23 protein-coding genes are annotated in these 16,957 nt (G+C 47.2%); 10 read left to right on the plus strand and 13 right to left on the minus strand.

Going from position 1 to position 16,957, the window contains the following annotated elements:
- Positions 1-7 precede the first annotated feature (7 nt).
- From rpsE to rplQ, 10 genes are all read left to right on the plus strand, one after another.
- Positions 8-511: a 30S ribosomal protein S5 gene (rpsE, locus tag XMG48_RS01665; RefSeq protein WP_173480325.1), complete on the plus strand. Its 504-nt coding sequence runs from the start codon at positions 8-10 to the stop codon at positions 509-511.
- A gap of 3 nt (positions 512-514) precedes the next feature.
- On the plus strand, positions 515-694 hold the full coding sequence (gene rpmD / locus XMG48_RS01670; RefSeq protein ID WP_173480326.1) for a 50S ribosomal protein L30: 180 nt from the start codon (positions 515-517) through the stop codon (positions 692-694).
- 16 nt (positions 695-710) lie between these two features.
- Positions 711-1,145, plus strand: a complete 435-nt coding sequence (rplO, locus tag XMG48_RS01675) for a 50S ribosomal protein L15 (RefSeq protein ID WP_173480327.1) — start codon at positions 711-713, stop codon at positions 1,143-1,145.
- A complete protein-coding gene (gene secY, locus XMG48_RS01680; protein WP_173480328.1) occupies positions 1,145-2,470 on the plus strand; it encodes a preprotein translocase subunit SecY in 1,326 nt (441 codons plus the stop codon). The genes rplO and secY overlap by 1 nt, the downstream gene beginning before the upstream one ends.
- 16 nt (positions 2,471-2,486) lie before the next feature.
- A complete protein-coding gene (rpmJ, locus tag XMG48_RS01685) occupies positions 2,487-2,603 on the plus strand; it encodes a 50S ribosomal protein L36 (protein ID WP_007021200.1) in 117 nt (38 codons plus the stop codon).
- A 144-nt stretch (positions 2,604-2,747) separates the two neighbouring features.
- Positions 2,748-3,104 (plus strand): 30S ribosomal protein S13, encoded by a 357-nt coding sequence (rpsM, locus tag XMG48_RS01690; RefSeq protein ID WP_173480329.1) that lies wholly within the window; start codon positions 2,748-2,750, stop codon positions 3,102-3,104.
- Positions 3,105-3,123: 19 nt separating this feature from the next.
- Positions 3,124-3,513: a 30S ribosomal protein S11 gene (gene rpsK / locus XMG48_RS01695; RefSeq protein ID WP_173480330.1), complete on the plus strand. Its 390-nt coding sequence runs from the start codon at positions 3,124-3,126 to the stop codon at positions 3,511-3,513.
- Positions 3,514-3,533: 20 nt separating this feature from the next.
- Complete coding sequence (rpsD, locus tag XMG48_RS01700; protein WP_173480331.1) at positions 3,534-4,154, plus strand: 30S ribosomal protein S4; 621 nt, start codon at positions 3,534-3,536, stop codon at positions 4,152-4,154.
- A 22-nt stretch (positions 4,155-4,176) separates the two neighbouring features.
- Positions 4,177-5,181, plus strand: a complete 1,005-nt coding sequence (rpoA, locus tag XMG48_RS01705) for a DNA-directed RNA polymerase subunit alpha (protein WP_173480332.1) — start codon at positions 4,177-4,179, stop codon at positions 5,179-5,181.
- 33 nt (positions 5,182-5,214) lie between these two features.
- Positions 5,215-5,595, plus strand: a complete 381-nt coding sequence (gene rplQ / locus XMG48_RS01710; RefSeq protein WP_173480333.1) for a 50S ribosomal protein L17 — start codon at positions 5,215-5,217, stop codon at positions 5,593-5,595.
- Positions 5,596-5,624: 29 nt separating this feature from the next.
- Here rplQ and XMG48_RS11970 read toward each other — a convergent pair whose 3' ends face one another.
- The 13 genes from XMG48_RS11970 to paaK all read right to left on the minus strand — a co-directional run bounded on the left by XMG48_RS11970 (position 5,625) and on the right by paaK (position 16,934).
- On the minus strand, positions 5,625-5,906 hold the full coding sequence (locus XMG48_RS11970) for an iron-containing alcohol dehydrogenase (protein ID WP_254442783.1): 282 nt from the start codon (positions 5,904-5,906) through the stop codon (positions 5,625-5,627).
- Positions 5,907-5,937: 31 nt separating this feature from the next.
- A complete protein-coding gene (locus tag XMG48_RS11975; protein WP_371739844.1) occupies positions 5,938-6,168 on the minus strand; it encodes an iron-containing alcohol dehydrogenase in 231 nt (76 codons plus the stop codon).
- A 54-nt stretch (positions 6,169-6,222) separates the two neighbouring features.
- Positions 6,223-7,230: a TRAP transporter substrate-binding protein gene (locus tag XMG48_RS01720; RefSeq protein ID WP_173480334.1), complete on the minus strand. Its 1,008-nt coding sequence runs from the start codon at positions 7,228-7,230 to the stop codon at positions 6,223-6,225.
- 94 nt (positions 7,231-7,324) lie between these two features.
- Positions 7,325-8,653, minus strand: coding sequence for a TRAP transporter large permease (locus XMG48_RS01725; protein ID WP_173480335.1), 1,329 nt, complete (start codon positions 8,651-8,653; stop codon positions 7,325-7,327).
- 12 nt (positions 8,654-8,665) lie between these two features.
- Positions 8,666-9,196, minus strand: coding sequence for a TRAP transporter small permease (locus tag XMG48_RS01730; RefSeq protein WP_173480336.1), 531 nt, complete (start codon positions 9,194-9,196; stop codon positions 8,666-8,668).
- Positions 9,193-9,651 (minus strand): DUF3237 domain-containing protein, encoded by a 459-nt coding sequence (locus XMG48_RS01735; RefSeq protein WP_173480337.1) that lies wholly within the window; start codon positions 9,649-9,651, stop codon positions 9,193-9,195. The genes XMG48_RS01730 and XMG48_RS01735 overlap by 4 nt, the downstream gene beginning before the upstream one ends.
- A gap of 118 nt (positions 9,652-9,769) precedes the next feature.
- Positions 9,770-11,827: a phenylacetic acid degradation bifunctional protein PaaZ gene (gene paaZ, locus XMG48_RS01740; protein ID WP_173480338.1), complete on the minus strand. Its 2,058-nt coding sequence runs from the start codon at positions 11,825-11,827 to the stop codon at positions 9,770-9,772.
- A gap of 28 nt (positions 11,828-11,855) precedes the next feature.
- Positions 11,856-12,932, minus strand: coding sequence for a 1,2-phenylacetyl-CoA epoxidase subunit PaaE (paaE, locus tag XMG48_RS01745; protein WP_173480339.1), 1,077 nt, complete (start codon positions 12,930-12,932; stop codon positions 11,856-11,858).
- Positions 12,933-12,946: 14 nt separating this feature from the next.
- Complete coding sequence (gene paaD / locus XMG48_RS01750; RefSeq protein WP_173480340.1) at positions 12,947-13,465, minus strand: 1,2-phenylacetyl-CoA epoxidase subunit PaaD; 519 nt, start codon at positions 13,463-13,465, stop codon at positions 12,947-12,949.
- Entirely contained in the window at positions 13,452-14,213 is a 762-nt protein-coding gene (paaC, locus tag XMG48_RS01755; protein WP_173480341.1) for a 1,2-phenylacetyl-CoA epoxidase subunit PaaC, read from the minus strand. The genes paaD and paaC overlap by 14 nt, the downstream gene beginning before the upstream one ends.
- An 8-nt stretch (positions 14,214-14,221) precedes the next feature.
- Positions 14,222-14,503, minus strand: coding sequence for a 1,2-phenylacetyl-CoA epoxidase subunit PaaB (gene paaB, locus XMG48_RS01760; RefSeq protein ID WP_173480342.1), 282 nt, complete (start codon positions 14,501-14,503; stop codon positions 14,222-14,224).
- Positions 14,504-14,517: 14 nt separating this feature from the next.
- A complete protein-coding gene (gene paaA / locus XMG48_RS01765) occupies positions 14,518-15,507 on the minus strand; it encodes a 1,2-phenylacetyl-CoA epoxidase subunit PaaA (protein WP_173480343.1) in 990 nt (329 codons plus the stop codon).
- Positions 15,508-15,626: 119 nt separating this feature from the next.
- Positions 15,627-16,934: a phenylacetate--CoA ligase PaaK gene (gene paaK, locus XMG48_RS01770; RefSeq protein WP_217363809.1), complete on the minus strand. Its 1,308-nt coding sequence runs from the start codon at positions 16,932-16,934 to the stop codon at positions 15,627-15,629.
- Positions 16,935-16,957: the final 23 nt, after the last annotated feature.

Genomic DNA, 16,957 nt, shown 5'->3' on the forward strand with positions numbered 1-16,957 from the left:
TTCTATTATGGCAAATCACGAACAGAAAGACGGTGAACTGCAAGAGAAGCTTGTTCAGGTAAACCGTGTAGCCAAAGTAGTTAAGGGTGGTCGTATCTTCGGCTTTACAGCTCTTACTGTAGTTGGTGACGGCAATGGCCGTGTTGGTTTTGGTCGCGGTAAAGCGCGCGAAGTACCTGTTGCAATTCAAAAGGCAATGGAACAAGCACGTCGTAACATGGTGAGCGTTTCTCTAAACGGTCACACGTTGCAGTACCCAATCAAAGCACGTCACGGTGCTTCAATGGTCTACATGCAGCCTGCATCTGAAGGTACTGGTGTTATCGCCGGTGGCGCGATGCGTGCAGTTCTTGAACTGGCTGGTGTAGAAAACGTATTGGCTAAGTGCTACGGCTCAACTAACCCAGTGAACGTTGTTCGCGCGACTGTTAAAGGTCTTGCGTCTATGGCGTCTCCTGAAGATGTTGCAGCTAAGCGCGGTAAGTCAGTCGAAGAGATCCTGGGGAACTAATCGATGGCTAATACAGTTAAAATCACTTTGGTACGCAGCCCAATCGGTATCATTCCGAAGCATAAAGCTACCCTAACAGGTCTTGGTCTACGTCGCATGAACCACACTGTTGAGTTGGAAGACACTCCTGCAGTTCGTGGCATGATTAACAAAGTCAACTACATGCTTCGTGTAGAAGACTAATAGAGGAGTCACCCAAATGCGTTTGAATACTCTTCGCCCGGGTGCCGGTTCTAAGCACGCTCCTAAGCGTGTTGGACGTGGTATCGGCTCCGGCCTAGGTAAGACTGGTGGTCGTGGTCACAAGGGTCTTAAATCTCGCTCAGGCGGTAGTGTTAAGCCAGGTTTTGAAGGCGGTCAAATGCCTTTGCAGCGTCGTCTGCCAAAATTTGGTTTCACATCTCGCCAAGCGCGTTACGTAGCTGAAATTCGTCTAAACGAATTGGCTGCTTGCGGTGTTGACGTAGTTGACCTCGCAGCGCTTAAACAGGCTGACATTATCCGTGAAGAGATCACCTCTGCACGTGTAATTCTGTCTGGTGAAATTACTAAAGCAGTTACCGTTAAAGGTCTTAAAGTGACTAAAGGCGCTCTAGCTGCAATCGAAGCTGCCGGTGGTAAGGTAGAAGCGTAATGGCAACTAAAGGACAAGTACCAGCAGGAAATGCAAGCGGACTAGGTGAGCTTTGGGCTCGTCTACGTTACGTTGCGATTGCGATCATTGTGTATCGTATTGGCGCGCATATTCCGGTTCCGGGTATTAACCCAGATCGTCTTGCTGCTCTGTTTGATCAGAACCAGGGTACGATCCTAAGCCTATTCAATATGTTCTCGGGTGGTGCACTCGAGCGCATGTCGATCTTGGCTCTAGGTATCATGCCGTACATCTCTGCATCGATTATCATGCAGTTGATGACAGCGGTTAGCCCTCAGCTTGAACAGTTGAAGAAAGAGGGTGAAGCTGGTCGCCGTAAGATCAACCAATACACACGTTATGGTACGGTTGCACTAGCAACTGTTCAGGGCTTGGGTATGACCGTTGGTCTAGCTAATCAGGGTGTGGCATTCAGCACAGCGTTTAACTTCTACTTTGTAGCTGTTATTACACTGGTCGCTGGTGCAGTATTCCTAATGTGGCTTGGTGAGCAGATCACTGAACGTGGTATCGGTAACGGTATCTCGATTCTGATCTTTGCTGGTATCGTAGCGGGTCTTCCTGGTGCGATCGGTCAGTCCTTTGAATCGGCTCGTCAGGGTGATCTTAACATCCTGGCGCTGCTAGCAATTGCAGTGTTAGCGGTAGCGACGGTTGGTTTTGTCGTGTTCATGGAACGCGCACAACGTCGTATCACCATTAACTACGCAAAACGCCAGCAGGGTAACCGCGTTTATGCGGGCCAAACCAGTCACTTGCCTTTGAAGGTCAACATGGCGGGTGTTATCCCACCGATCTTCGCAAGCTCTATTCTGCTATTCCCTGCATCTCTAGGCCAATGGTTTGGTCAGAGTGAGGGTATGGATTGGCTTCAGGATGTTGCATTGGCTCTAGGCCCAGGCCAGCCGCTGTATATTCTGTTGTTCTCGGCAGCAATTATATTTTTCTGTTACTTCTACACGGCGATTATGTTCAATCCTCGTGAAGTGGCAGATAACCTGAAGAAATCGGGTGCTTTCATCCCAGGTATTCGTCCAGGTGAACAGTCTGCTCGTTACATCGACTCAGTATTGAGCCGCCTTACTCTGTTTGGTGCTCTTTACATCACTGCGGTATCTCTGATGCCACAGGCGATGGTAGTTGCATGGAACGTACCTTTCTACTTCGGTGGTACTTCGTTACTGATCGTTGTAGTGGTGGTAATGGACTTCATGGCACAAGTGCAATCGCACCTAATGTCACACCAGTATGAATCATTGATGAAGAAGTCGAATCTAAAGGGTGGCGCAGGTCTACTGCGTTAAACCATTGAGGTGAATTATGAAAGTACGCGCATCTGTTAAGAAAATTTGCCGTAACTGTAAGATCGTACGTCGTAACGGTTCCGTTCGCGTGATCTGTAAGGTTGAACCTCGTCACAAGCAGCGTCAGGGTTAATCCTAAGCTGTAAACGAGGCGGAAGGGCGCATGGGTTGATTTAATAATAATCAACCCGTATAATTGCGCGCCTTCCACGAACTGAATGTAATTTCGTACCCAGTTCTTGCTGGAAGCGAATAATTAACTAATGGAGTACATTGAATGGCCCGTATAGCTGGCGTCAATATTCCTGACAACAAGCACGCGGTAATTTCACTGACTTACATTTATGGAGTCGGCCGCACAACTGCACAGCAGATTTGTGACACAGTAGGTATCGATCCAACGACTAAAGTTGGCGATCTTTCTGAAGAGCTACTCGACAATGTTCGTGGTGAAGTTACTAAGTTGACTGTTGAAGGCGACCTTCGTCGTGAAGTCAACATGAATATTAAGCGTCTTATGGACCTTGGTTGTTTCCGTGGTATCCGTCACCGTCGTAATCTACCGGTGCGCGGACAGCGTTCTAAAACTAACGCACGTACCCGTAAGGGCCCACGTAAACCGATCCGTAAGTAAGCGATAGGAATTACTAACTATGGCTAAGCCGAGTAATCGCACACGTAAAAAAGTTAAAAAGCAAGTTGCGGATGGCCTTGCGCACATCCACGCTTCTTTTAACAACACCATTATTACTATTACCGATCGTCAAGGTAATGCTCTTTCATGGGCAACTTCTGGAGGCTCTGGCTTCCGTGGTTCACGTAAGAGCACTCCGTTCGCTGCACAGGTTGCTGCTGAACGTGCTGGTCAAGCTGCACTTGAGTACGGCTTGAAAAACCTAGACGTGTTTGTGAAGGGTCCTGGACCAGGTCGTGAGTCTGCAGTGCGCGCACTGAACGCTTGTGGCTACAAAATCGCAAACATCACGGATGTGACACCTATTCCACACAATGGTTGTCGCCCTCCGAAGAAACGTCGCGTTTAATCTGGAGACGGTAAGTAATTATGGCTCGTTATATTGGACCTAAGTGCAAGTTGTCTCGCCGCGAAGGCACTGATCTCTTTCTTAAGAGCGGTGTTCGCGCACTAGACAGCAAGTGCAAGGCTGAAACTGTACCTGGCGTACACGGCGCTCGTCGCGGTCGTTTGTCAGACTACGGTCTACAGCTTCGTGAAAAACAGAAAGTTCGTCGTATCTACGGCGTACTAGAAAAGCAATTCCGCGGCTACTACAAAGAAGCAGCACGTCGTAAAGGCGCTACAGGTGAAAACCTTCTGCAACTTCTTGAAAGTCGTTTGGATAACGTTGTATTCCGCATGGGTTACGGCTCTACACGTGCAGAAGCACGTCAGATCGTTTCTCACCGCTCAATCACTGTTAACGGTGAAGTAGTAAACGTTGCTTCTTACCAAGTAGCAGCGGGCGATGTGGTTGCAGTACGTGAAAAAGCTAAAAACCAACTACGTATTAAAGCGGCGTTGGAACTGGCTGCACAGCGTGCACCGGTAGAGTGGGTTGAAGTTGACTCTGCAAAAATGGAAGGCACTTTTAAAGCCATGCCAGAACGCGCAGAACTACCAGCTGAGATCAACGAACAGTTGATCGTCGAACTTTACTCTAAGTAATTTTTAATTAAACGGTGGAACTATGCAGAGTTCAGTAAATGAGTTTCTAAGCCCACGTCACATTGACGTACAGGAGATTAGCAAGACTCGCGCTAAGGTTACATTGGAGCCTCTAGAGCGTGGCTTCGGTCACACCTTGGGTAACGCGCTGCGCCGTATCCTTCTATCTTCTATGCCAGGTTGTGCAATTACAGAAGTAGAAATCGACGGTGTTCTGCATGAGTACAGCAGCATCGAAGGTGTTCAGGAAGATGTCATTGAGATCCTCCTGAACCTTAAAGGTGTTGCGATCATCATGCACAACGGCGACGAAGCGGTGCTGACAATCAACAAGTCGGGTCCTGGTGCAGTTACAGCTGCAGATATCCAGCTTAACCAAGACGTTGAGATCGCTAATCCGGAACACGTGATTGCTACGCTAACAAGCGCTGGCAGTCTGAACATGCGCCTAACTGTTTCCCGCGGTCGTGGCTATGTACCTGCTGATGCACGTACTAGCGAGGACGATGAGACACGTGCTATTGGCCGTCTGCAGCTAGACGCTAGCTACAGCCCAGTACTACGTGTTTCTTACGCAGTTGAAGCTGCGCGTGTTGAACAGCGTACAGACCTAGACAAACTGGTTATCGATATTGAGTCTAACGGCACAATCGATCCAGAAGAGTGCATCCGTCGTGCAGCAACTATCTTGCAGCAACAGCTAGCAGTATTTGTTGACCTTGAAGATGCAAGCGAACAAGCGAAGTCTGAGCCAGCTGAGCCAGAGATCGATCCAGTACTACTTCGTCCTGTTGATGATCTTGAGCTAACTGTGCGTTCCGCGAACTGTTTGAAGGCTGAGCAGATCTACTACATCGGTGACTTAATTCAGCGCACCGAAGTTGAACTGCTAAAAACTCCGAACTTGGGTAAAAAGTCACTTACAGAGATCAAAGACGTACTTGCGTCTAAAGGTCTGTCACTAGGTATGCGTCTTGAGAACTGGCCACCAGCTTCTCTTAAAGGCGACGACAAAGTGGCTTCTTAAGTCGACTTAGCTAAGTTTTAAAGGATAGATAAGATGCGTCATCGTAAATCTGGTCGTCATTTGAACCGTACCAGCTCACACCGCAAAGCGATGTTCAAGAACATGGCAGTTTCTTTGATCGAACACGAATTGATCAAAACGACTCTGCCTAAAGCTAAAGAACTTCGTTCTGTTGTTGAGCCACTAATCACATTGGCGAAAAACGACTCTGTTGCTAACCGTCGTCTGGCTTTTGCCCGTACACGTAGCGATGCAGCAGTAGGTAAACTATTCAACGAACTGGGTCAGCGTTACGCTACTCGCCCAGGCGGCTATGTTCGTATCCTTAAGTGCGGTTTCCGTGCTGGTGATTCGGCTCCAATGGCTTACGTAGAACTAGTTGATCGTCCAGTTGCTGAGTCTTCTGAAGACTAAGCACTGTGTTGATCCATAAAAAACCCGGCTTATGCCGGGTTTTTTGTTTTTAACGTGCTGCTTCTAGTATCTCTCGACTTGCTTGTAGATCGATCTTTTGATGTTCTCCCAGTGCTGTCATACCATACTCTTTCTGCGTATTGCAGTAGCTTCTCTCGTTTTGACTCTTTTTGGTGGGTCATTAGGCTTGGTAGAACGATGGCAAGTGTTTGGGCATGATCTAAACCATGTTCTGCTGTGATTTCATGGCTAATCATGTGTGTCACCCATTCCTGAGGTACACCGGCGCCAATCAAGGCGTTCAGAGCCATTGTCGCCGACCAAATAATATTTGCTCTTACCTCATAGTTTTCTGGCTCCTGTAGCGCGACGGCTAATGACCGCGTTACCATTTGACTCCGATCCTGTTGCCGGCAGAGTCAACACTGCTCCAATAGGGAGTGCTGTTTGTGCTGCTCTTCCACCGCTTCTTACAATTTCCCATGGATCAACAGTTGGATTCGCGATACCAGCAGCGATTAATTTAGAACCGTCCAGTACGCTGCCACCACCGACTTTATACCTATTTATAATACGTCGAGCACAAAAAAGGGAAGCATATGCTTCCCTTTGATTATTTAGAACAGATTACTTTTGGTAGTTACGGAACGCTTCAAGAGCGGCTTTTGCATCGACACCGCGATCGGCTACCGATTCCATCCACATTGCGTCAAGACCCTTCATAGTGTTACGCATGTCTGCAGCGAGTTTTTCGTAGCTATCAACCATATGGATGTTAGTACCTACCTCTTTTGCATGCGTCATGCCGATCGCATCCATATCCTGCCATGTCTTACCTTGCATTCGAGATAGATTTTCACCTAGAGCTGCACGGATTGCTTCAGCATCTTTTGGATCTAGATCTTCCATGAATTCCTGGTTAGCTACGAAGCTGAACACAATGGTGTAAAGCGCTGTTGGGAAGACGGTTAGGTGGTCAGTGACTTCATCCAGTTTAAAGAACTTGTGTTCACCAGCTGGAAGGAAGGTACCATCAACAACACCTTGCTGCAGCTTCTCGTAAGAGCTAGGCGCTGAACCGCCGACAGGGGTCACTTCCAAGCGTGCAGCTAGTTCATTGACCATACCGCCGCCAAGACGGATCTTTTTACCCTTGAGGTCGTCTAAGCTGTTGATACGGAATTTAGAGTGGATAATGCCAGGTGCGTGTACCCACATGCCTAGTAGTTCTAGGCCTTCGTATTCGTTGGCATCAGCAAAATACTCTTGCTGCACCTTCCATAATGCTACAGATGCATCTTCTGCATCCGACATTTCACCTGGGATTTCAGCAACACCGGTTAAAGCAAAGCGACCTGGCGTGTAAGCGTTTACACCCCAAGAGGCATCAATGATGCCATCTTCTACTGACGAGTAGATTGTCTTTGGGTGACCTTGGAAGTTTTCGATAACAACCTTAACGCGGCCTTCAGTTGCCTCTTCAACCATCTTTTTGAACTCTGGCATCGCAACAGAGTTTTGTGGGTGAGTAGGTGGTAGCCAAGTCGCAACACGCATGGTTGTTTCAGCCATTGCGTTCATTGAGATTGCAGCGCCTACCGCTAGGCCGATTGCTTTAAGTTTTAGGTTGGTCATGTTTATTGCTCTCATTTTAAATGGTTATTTTTATAGTAAAAAAACAGTAAAAGTTATTTTAGGGATGACTTCCACTGCACCTTAGTCGAAACTGTTAACGATATAGCAGATCCGGCAAGAATAGGGTGATCGGTACAAAAGCGACGATCAGTGCTAAGCGTACAATGTCGGCACACCAGAATGGTGTTACGCCTTTAAAGATCGTGCCGGTTTTAATGTCTTTGAGAACAGCGCTGAGGACAAATACGTTCATACCCACCGGCGGTGTAATCAGACTGATCTCTGTCACTACAACCACCACGATGCCATACCAGACAAGATCGAATCCTAGGCTATCAATCAACGGGTAGAACACAGGGACCGTTAGCAGCAGCATTGATAGGCTTTCAAATACCATTCCCAAAAGAATGTAGATGCAAAGAATAACGATAATGACGGCCATGGGAGAGACATCAAGCGACTGCACAAACTCAAGAAGCCAAACGGGTAGACCGGCACGGTTGATGAAGTCAGAGAAGATCAATGCGCCGATGATCACGGCAAATAGCATGGTCGATGTTCGAACGGTATCCGACAGTACTTCGTAGGTTTTCACCAGATTGAGTTGTCCACGAAGTAGGGCGATCAAGAATGCGCCTGCCGCACCAATACCGGCTGCTTCGGTAGGCGTAAAGACGCCTAAGTAGATACCGCCCATTACGATCGTGAACAGCAGAAGTACACCCCAGATGCCTTTCAGTGCCTGCATGCGTTCTGCCCAGGTGAATTTCTCACCGGCTGGGCCCGATTTAGGATTGCGCATAACGACCCAGCGCACAGCTAACATGTAAAGAATGACGCCTAAAAGACCTGGTATAAAACCTGCCGCAAACAGTTCGCGGATACTGGTCTCTGTCAGTAGGCCGTAAATAACAAGGATGACTGACGGTGGTATCAGAATGCCAAGTGTACCGCCCGCTGCAATGGATGCGGTTGCAAGTGAATCGGCATAACCAAACTTACGCATTGGTGGCAGTGCAACCTTGGCCATGGTCGCCGACGTTGCTAGGCTGGAGCCACAAATAGCAGAGAAGCCACCACACGCAACAACCGTAGACATGGCGAGACCGCCGCGACGATGACCCAAAAAAGTATAAGCGGCGTTGTATAGCTCTTGAGACAGGCCTGAGCGAGTGACAAAGTTACCCATTAATATGAACAGAGGGACTACTGAGAGAGAGTACTCCTGTGCCGTCTCAATGACACGGTTAGAAGCCAAAGTCAGTGATGCTTTCCAACGGAAGTCGAAAAGGTTATCAAGAGTTAGGCCCTGTAAAATAGCGAAACCAAAGAACCCGACGATCGCCATCGCAAAGGCGATGGGCATTCGGATGACTAGAATTAAAAAGATAAGGAGCGCGAAGCCTATAATTACTGCGGTCATCGTGATAAATCCTTAATGCTTCTCTTTGTATATACGATAGATGCCATAGGTGATCATACCCAGTGCAGTGAACCAACTCATGACGGCGATGTACTCAATTAGATAGCCTACTGGTAGTTCCAAGTATTCTGTTACCTCGCCTCGGCGCAGTTTTCGTGCACCCAGTTGCCAAATACGTACACCGACAACGTAGAAGGAGGTTGAGATCGCCAGTGCCGAAAACATAGCCAGAATACGCACGATTTTGTGGCCAAGCGTTGAATCCAGTAGGTCCACTAAAATGTGTCCACCGCGCCAGGTTACAACAGGCATTTCGGCGAAGATAATGATGGCAAGACCTAGTTGGGTGATCTCAAAAGCACCATCAACCCCATTGTTGAAGAGATAACGGCCGAAGACATCGGCAACGGTCAACATCATTAAAAAGAAGAGGCCACAAGCCGCTATGACTTCTAAGCCAAAAGCGATCCATCTAAAAGGGCCGGGCTCTGGGTAGTGTTGATCAAGCCACTCCGCGCGGCTAAGGGTTGTCTCGTTACTCATATGACCTCAAAAAAATCGATCTCTACACAGTCAGGCTTTCGAACACCCGTGCCGATAAACAGACGTTCCGTAATCCACTGAAAACGTTCGGCACTGGTTTCAAAAATAGGGGTACACTTGAAGTAGACTTCGCTTGGATCGACGGGGATTCCATCGATGATCTTTTGTGTTACTTCTGGATCAGCAGCGCGCAGTGCTCGATTCTGTACAAATATGGTCTCGCCATCATCCGACTCAAGCACATAACGTGCATCCAGTTCGGCTAATCTTGGTGAAACGATACGTTGAAAGTCAGCACCACCAGTTAAAACACGGCCATTCCAGCCATTACCTTGAACGGTGCCACCTGTAATCGGAATCACTCTGCGCGTGCCGAATTGTGCTGCACCTATCTCCTGGGGTGCAGCAATTTCAACACGAAGTGATGCGAAGTGCTTTAAATGTGGAATATCCATTAACGCTATACTCTACTTATTATCTGGAGTTTTTGGATACGAAGCTTATTGTTTAGGAGTACAACATATCACGTGTCGTCTCTAAATCTATGCACTTTTCCAACTAATTCACAAAAAATTATGGCTTTTGCGATTTTTGAACAAGGGTCAGGATATCGTAGCTTGCGACAAGCTCGCCGTTTTGATTTACGACTTCGACATCCCAAGAGACAACGCCGATAGCATCGCCCTTGTTGTTGACTTTACCTTGATCAATTTTCGTCTTACATGTGATTCTGGCTTGTATGGTATCGCCGATACCAACAGGGTTTACGAATCTGAGTGTGTCTAATCCATAGTTGGCGAGGACAGGCCCTACACCCGGATCAACGAATAGGCCAGCGGCCGCTGAAAGCACAAAATAGCCATGAGCGATGCGTTTCTCGAACATGGAGTCACAGGCCGCTTGCTCATCGAAGTGCATGTAAAAATGATCGCCTGAGAGGCATCCAAAATTAACAATATCAGCTTCTGTAACCGTTCTTCTGTGAGTTAATAGAGTCTGACCGATCTCGAGCTCATCGAAATGGTAACGGAATGGATGAAGCGGTTTTTCGATTTTGTCTGCGCCACGAACATATTGGCCTGTCACCGCCATCAACATCGTTGGTGATCCTTGAACAGAAGCACGTTGCATGTAGTGTTTAACCGCTCGAATTCCGCCTAACTCTTCACCGCCGCCAGCTCGACCTGGTCCGCCATGTTTAAGCATGGGTAACGGTGACCCGTGACCAGTAGATTCTTTTGATGAACGTTCGTCCAAAATGTGAACGCGTCCATGCCATACAGCCAGTTTAGGTACTACCACGCCTGCGATGGCAGGATCTTTAGTGGTTAATGTGGTCACCAAAGAGCCTTTGCCGCGTGCGGCGAGTGTGCAAGCGTGATCAACGTCTCTGTACGGCATCAGTGTGCTTACAGGTCCAAAAGGTTCAATATCGTGAGCACCCCCCTCTGCGTCTGGAGAAGTGTTTAGAAGCAATGTAGGTTCAAAAAACGCGCCCTTTTCAGCGCCTTCTCCAACGGGTTTGCACTCTGCACCTCTACCCAGAAGCACGTCGCTGCTGGTCATCAAAATCTCTAGTTTTTCTTGTACATCACGCTGCTGATCTATTGAAGCAAGGGCTCCCATTCGAACACCTTCAATCGATGGATCACCTAAAGTCGTTTTACCCAGTCTCTGTGTTAACGCACCTGAAACCGGTTCGATAAGATGCTCTGGGACTAGGATACGACGGATTGCAGTACATTTTTGTCCTGCTTTGACCGTCATCTCACGCGCCACCTCTTTAACAAAAAGCTCGAATTCCGCATCCTCTGGTGTCACATCAGGTGCTAGGATCGCACAGTTTAATGAGTCTGCCTCTGCATTGAATGGAATAGAGTGATTTAGAATGTTCGCATTGCTTTTTAACATCAGAGCGGTGTCTGCAGAGCCGGTAAAGGTTACGATGTCTTGAGAATCAAGTCGATCCAACAGGTCACCTGTAGACCCTATGATCAGTTGTATAGATCCTAATGGAAGCAGATTAGATTGATGCATCAGCTTCACGCACGCCTCGGTTAAGTAAGAGGTTTGCGAGGCAGGTTTAACGATAGCGGGCACGCCAGCAAGAAAATTGGGGGCGAATTTTTCTAACATTCCCCATATAGGAAAGTTAAATGCATTGATATGAACTGCAGCACCTTGCTTCGGAACTAGGATGTGGCTGCCAAAAAATTGTCCGACCTTACCCAGTTGGACAGGATCTCCCTCGTGAAGTGTATTGCCAGAGGGGAGTTCATTACGCCCCATGCTTGCATAAGCAAACAGTGTTGCAATACCACCTTCTATATCGATCCAGCTGTCATTTCTTGTAGCACCAGTATGAGCAGAAATCTGATAAAGAGACTCTTTGTGCTCCATCAGATATTTGCCTAGGTTTCTCAACACCGTGGCTCGTTGTTGAAAATCGAGAGCCAACAGACTTTTGTGACCAATCGTCTTTGCGTAGTCCAGACTTGAACTAAAATCTATTGCTTCAGAGTGAGTAGAAAAGACGGCATCACCATTAATTGCACTATTGAGTGTTTGATGAGCATTCTGACCAATCCATTGGCCTGCGATGAAACTTTGAACGATTGGTGTTGATGTCATGATAAATCCGTTTATTGATTATAGTTTTTTATATTTGATCGAAATCTAGAACGACTTTGTCGCTTACTGGGTACGATTGACAGGAGAGTACGAACCCCTCTTTGACCTCATAGTCTTCAAGCCCGATGCTAACATCCATCTCAACCTGCCCCTCAACCACCTTGCATTTGCAGGTTGAACAGACGCCTGCTTTACAAGAATAGGGAAGTTCTGCCCCTTGTTCGTTAGCTGCATCTAGGATGTTTTGCGTGTTCTGCGCAAGATCAAACTGCTTAACATGCCCATCGCGCATGATTTCAATGCTAGATAGGTGTGTTGCACGCTCAGCAGCTTCTGTTCTCTGTGCTCTTTTTTCACTGCCCTGAGTCGTTCCGAAGAGCTCAAAATGAACGTTTTGCTTCGCGACTCCCGCTTTAATAAGTGATTCACTCACGGTTTCTGTCATTGATTGAGGACCACAAATAAAGATATCCGTTAATCGCTTAACATCGATCCATCTAGAGAAGAGGGCTTCACATTTCTCTGCGTCGATATGACCGTTATAAAGGTCTATGTCCTGTTGTTCGCGACTGAAGATGAAGATGAGATTTAAACGTCCCATGTAACTGTTTTTAAGATCTTCCAATTGATCTTTGAACATGGTGGAACCCGTCGCTCTGTTGCCATATATCAGTGTGACGTGGCTTTTTGGCTCCGATCTCAAAATGGTTTTTACCTGCGATAGAATAGGTGTGATACCGCTGCCTGCTGCCACTAAAAGATAGTTACCTGAGTGCTCTTCATTAAGATCGGTATAGAAGTGCCCCATGGGTTCCATGACATCAATTTCATCCCCAATTGCCAACTGATCATTGGCAAAGTTGGAGAACAAACCGTCAGGCACTCGCTTTATAGCAACTCTAAGCTCGTTGTCATGGACACCACTGCAGATTGAATAAGAGCGGCGTACCTCTTCGTTATTGATGTTAGCTTTTAATGTTAGGTATTGACCTTGATTAAATCGAAAACGTTCCTGAATCTCGCACGGTACTTCGAAAGCTAACGAGACTGAGTCGCGTGTCTCTTCTGTGCGATCAGCAATTTTTAAACGGTGGAAGTTGCTCATTTTATCTCCCTGGCCTAGATGCATTTGAAGTAATCAAATGGTTCTAGACAGTCGTTACATTGGTACAGCGCTTTACACGCTGTGGAACCAAATTCTGTAATCTCTTTGGTATTGGTACTATCACAAACTGGACAAGGAATCGCTTGATCGAGTTGTGGCTTGTCAGCACTGCCGATGGGCGGTGCTATGCCATACTCTTTTAAACGGAGTCGACCGCGTTTTGTAATCCAGTCTGTCGTCCAAGCGGGTGCAAGTCTTTGCTCAATGGTGACGGCGTTGAACCCCGAATCTTCAAGGGCTCGTTTAGCGCTCTGTTCAATGTGCTCAGTGGCTGGACAACCGGAATAGGTTGGCGTTAAAACGACTTGTAATAGTCCACCAACGGGTGTGATTTCGCGAACAATACCCAAGTCAGTAAGACTCACAACCGGTACTTCCGGATCCATGACTTCATCCAGAACTGACCAAGCTAACTTAATTGACTCTTCTGTCAGCTCAGGTCGATCAGTTGCAATCAACTCACCAGCTTGCATTCGGGTATGCTCGTTGTAAAAACTGCATCTCAGCTAAGATAAAACCAAGGCTTTCTGTATGCAGACCCTTAGCTCCACTGAGGTAGTTGTTATCAGCAGCCTCAGGTTGCATCAGTGTTGCTTCAGTTAATGTCTTTGAGATGATCGCGTGCCAATCACTGCAAAGATCATTTACACCTGGTGCAATACCAGATGAATCCAATGTCTTGAACAGTTCGCACGGCTTGGCTAGCTCGAATGTGAAATGCCAGATTTTGTCTAATGCGGATTGCATGCGTTCGTGGCTTTCAGAAGTGCCGTCGCCCAGTCGTTTTATCCATTCACTCGAACGACGGATATGATAACTAGACTCTTTAAGGGACTTAGCCGCGATGCCCGCTATTTTCTCATCAGATGAACTACACAGTTTTTCAAGAAGAGGATAGTGCCAAGCATCAAATAGAAACTGCTTAGCCATCGTCATCGCAAAGTCACCGTTTGGCTGTTCAACAATTAGAAGATTTCTGTACTCGCCTTGGTCTCTCAGGAAGACCAGATCGTCGGCTGTGCGACCATCACCAATACGTTCAGCGGCATACTCTAACCAGTTACGCGCTTGTCCGACTAGATCAAGGCCGACATTCATCAATGCGACTTCTTCTTCAAGAGCGGGTGCTCCTCCAACAAGTTCACACAGACGCTGGGCCTGTATCATGGCGCTATCGCCAAGTTGAAGCAGAAGTTCCGTTGTATCATCAAAACGTTTCATAGGGGCCTCTACATGTGTCCAACTTCATCAGGCAGTTTGTAAAAGCCAGCATGTCGGTAAATTTTGTCATCGGATGGATCGAATAACGCCTCTTTTTCATCCGTTGCTGTGGCCGTTATCGATGCAGATGGTACGACCCAAATACTCACTCCCTCGTTGCGTCGTGTATATAGATCGCGCGCGTTCTCGATAGCCATCTCAGAATCCGCGGCATGCACACTCCCGACATGCTTATGGTTTAGGCCGTGTTTACTTCGGATAAACACTTCAAATAGGGTCCAATCAGCCATAGTAGTTCTCCAAATTAAGCAGCATTACGCTGTTGTTTTTTGTTGGCGTAAGCAACAGCAGCTTCACGAACCCAAGCGCCTTCATCAATCGCCTTTTTACGCTGGGCAACACGCTCTTTATTACAAGGGCCGTTACCTTTGAGTACTTCGAAGAACTCTGTCCAATCGATTTCGCCATATTCCCAATGTCCGGTCTCTTCATTAAATTTTAGATCAGGGTCAGGCGCAGTACAGCCTAGAATTTGCAGTTGTGGAATGGTTTGATCGATAAAACGCTGGCGCAACTCATCATTTGAGTGACGTTTGATTTTCCAAGCCATTGATTGGGCGCTATTGGGTGAGTGAGCATCGGATGGCCCAAACATCATCAGTACAGGCCACCAGAAACGGTTAATGGAGTCTTGAACCATCTCCTTTTGAGCGTCGTTTCCTTCGCGCATAAGGTGCAGAAGAATTTCATAGCCCTGGCGTTGGTGGAAACTCTCCTCTTTGCAGACTCGGATCATTGCTCGAGAGTAGGGTCCATAAGAGGTTCTTTGCAAAGGTACTTGGTTCACTATGGCCGCACCATCGACAAGCCAACCAATGGTTCCCATATCAGCCCAGTTCAAAGTAGGGTAGTTGAAAATACTGGAGTATTTCGCCTTGCCCTCGTGCATTTTTTGGACCTCTTCATCACGATCAGCGCCCAGTGTTTCCATAGCACTGTAGAGGTACAGACCATGCCCGGCTTCATCTTGAATTTTGGCCATCAATTGCAACTTTCGCTTCAGTGTGGGTGCGCGAGTAACCCAGTTACCCTCAGGCAGCATGCCCACGATTTCTGAATGCGCATGTTGTGAAATTTGACGTATCAGTGTTTTCCGGTATGCCTCTGGCATCCAGTTCTTAGGTTCAATCTTTATTTCCGCGTCAATACGAGCCTGAAATGCCTGTTCTTCTGATGACATCTCTGTAGTTGATTTGACACTTTTAACACCGGTTTCAACCATCTGTGCGTACATAACAGACCTCTCTATAAGTGATTCAAGTCATGATATCAAAAGCGACACTAAAAAATAACAAATATTTATTTTATGTATCGCATTTGGGCTCAAGTTCACACGATATTGCGTGTGTTCATTTATCTCTCATCAAATACGCGCTGTGCTTTACCTTCTGAACGAGTTATGGACCCTATGTCTCGAAGTTGAACACCGATACTGATGCCGACTGACGATTTTACATGATGCTTCAATGCCGCGATTTGTTGAGCCGTTGTCTCCTCAGGTTGTTGAGCAAACTCTGGACGTAACTCTATATGAACCATCATGCTATCCATGTTTCCTTCGCGGTGCAGGTGGATTTCGTAATTTTCCGAGAATTGCGGAACTTTACAAACCTCTTCCTCAATTTGAGTAGGAAATACGTTTACACCGCGAATGATCATCATGTCATCACTACGGCCGGTGATTTTATCGATTCGACGCATAGGGCGAGCGGTACCCGGAAGAAGCCTTGTCAGGTCTCGCGTTCGATAGCGCAGCATAGGCAAAGCTTCTTTGCTCAGGGTTGTGAAGACTAATTCACCAAGCTCACCATCGGGCAGTACTTCACCGGTTTCAGGGTTAATAATCTCGGGGTAGAAGTGATCTTCCCATACTGTGGGTCCATCCTGTGTTTCGCCACACTCTTGTGCTACACCTGGTCCCATGATCTCTGAGAGACCGTAGATATCGGTAGCCGTGATGCCAAGACGTCGCTGCATGGAAAGACGAAGATCATTTGTCCAAGGCTCAGCACCAAATATCCCGAGTTTTAGACTCAATTGATGTGGGTCGATACCCTGTCTCTCCATCTCATCGGCAATATTGAGCATGTAAGAGGGTGTGACCATAATGATGTCAGGATTGAAATCCCTAATTAAGCGAACCTGCTTTTCTGTCTGTCCACCGGACATAGGGATGACAGTACAGCCAAGCCGCTCTGCACCATAGTGGGCGCCTAGACCACCCGTAAATAGACCGTATCCATACGATACATGAACCTTATCGCCCGGTTTTCCTCCTGCCGCACGAATCGATCGTGCTACGAGATTGGCCCAGTGATCGATATCATTTTTAGTATAACCCACCACAGTTGGATTACCTGTTGTGCCACTTGAAGCATGAAGTCGCACGATCTGATCCATGGGCGTTGCAAACAACCCAAATGGGTAGTGGTCTCTCAAGTTACTCTTGGTGGTAAATGGGATAATAGATAAATCATCCAGTGTTTTGATGTCTGAAGGGTGTATACCTTTATCATCAAAGCGCTTTTTGTATAGAGCGACATTATCATAAGCGTGAGATACGCTTTTCTTTAAACGATCTAGTTGTGTGGCGCGAAGCTCATCAATACTGGCCCGTTCCATCGGGTCCAGTTGATCTGGTGTGAAAGAGGTATCAACCATCATTGCTTAATTCCTTTTAAAAT

Source organism: Marinobacterium sp. xm-g-48 (genome assembly GCF_013282925.1).
Classification (GTDB): Bacteria; Pseudomonadota; Gammaproteobacteria; order Pseudomonadales; family Balneatricaceae; genus Marinobacterium_E.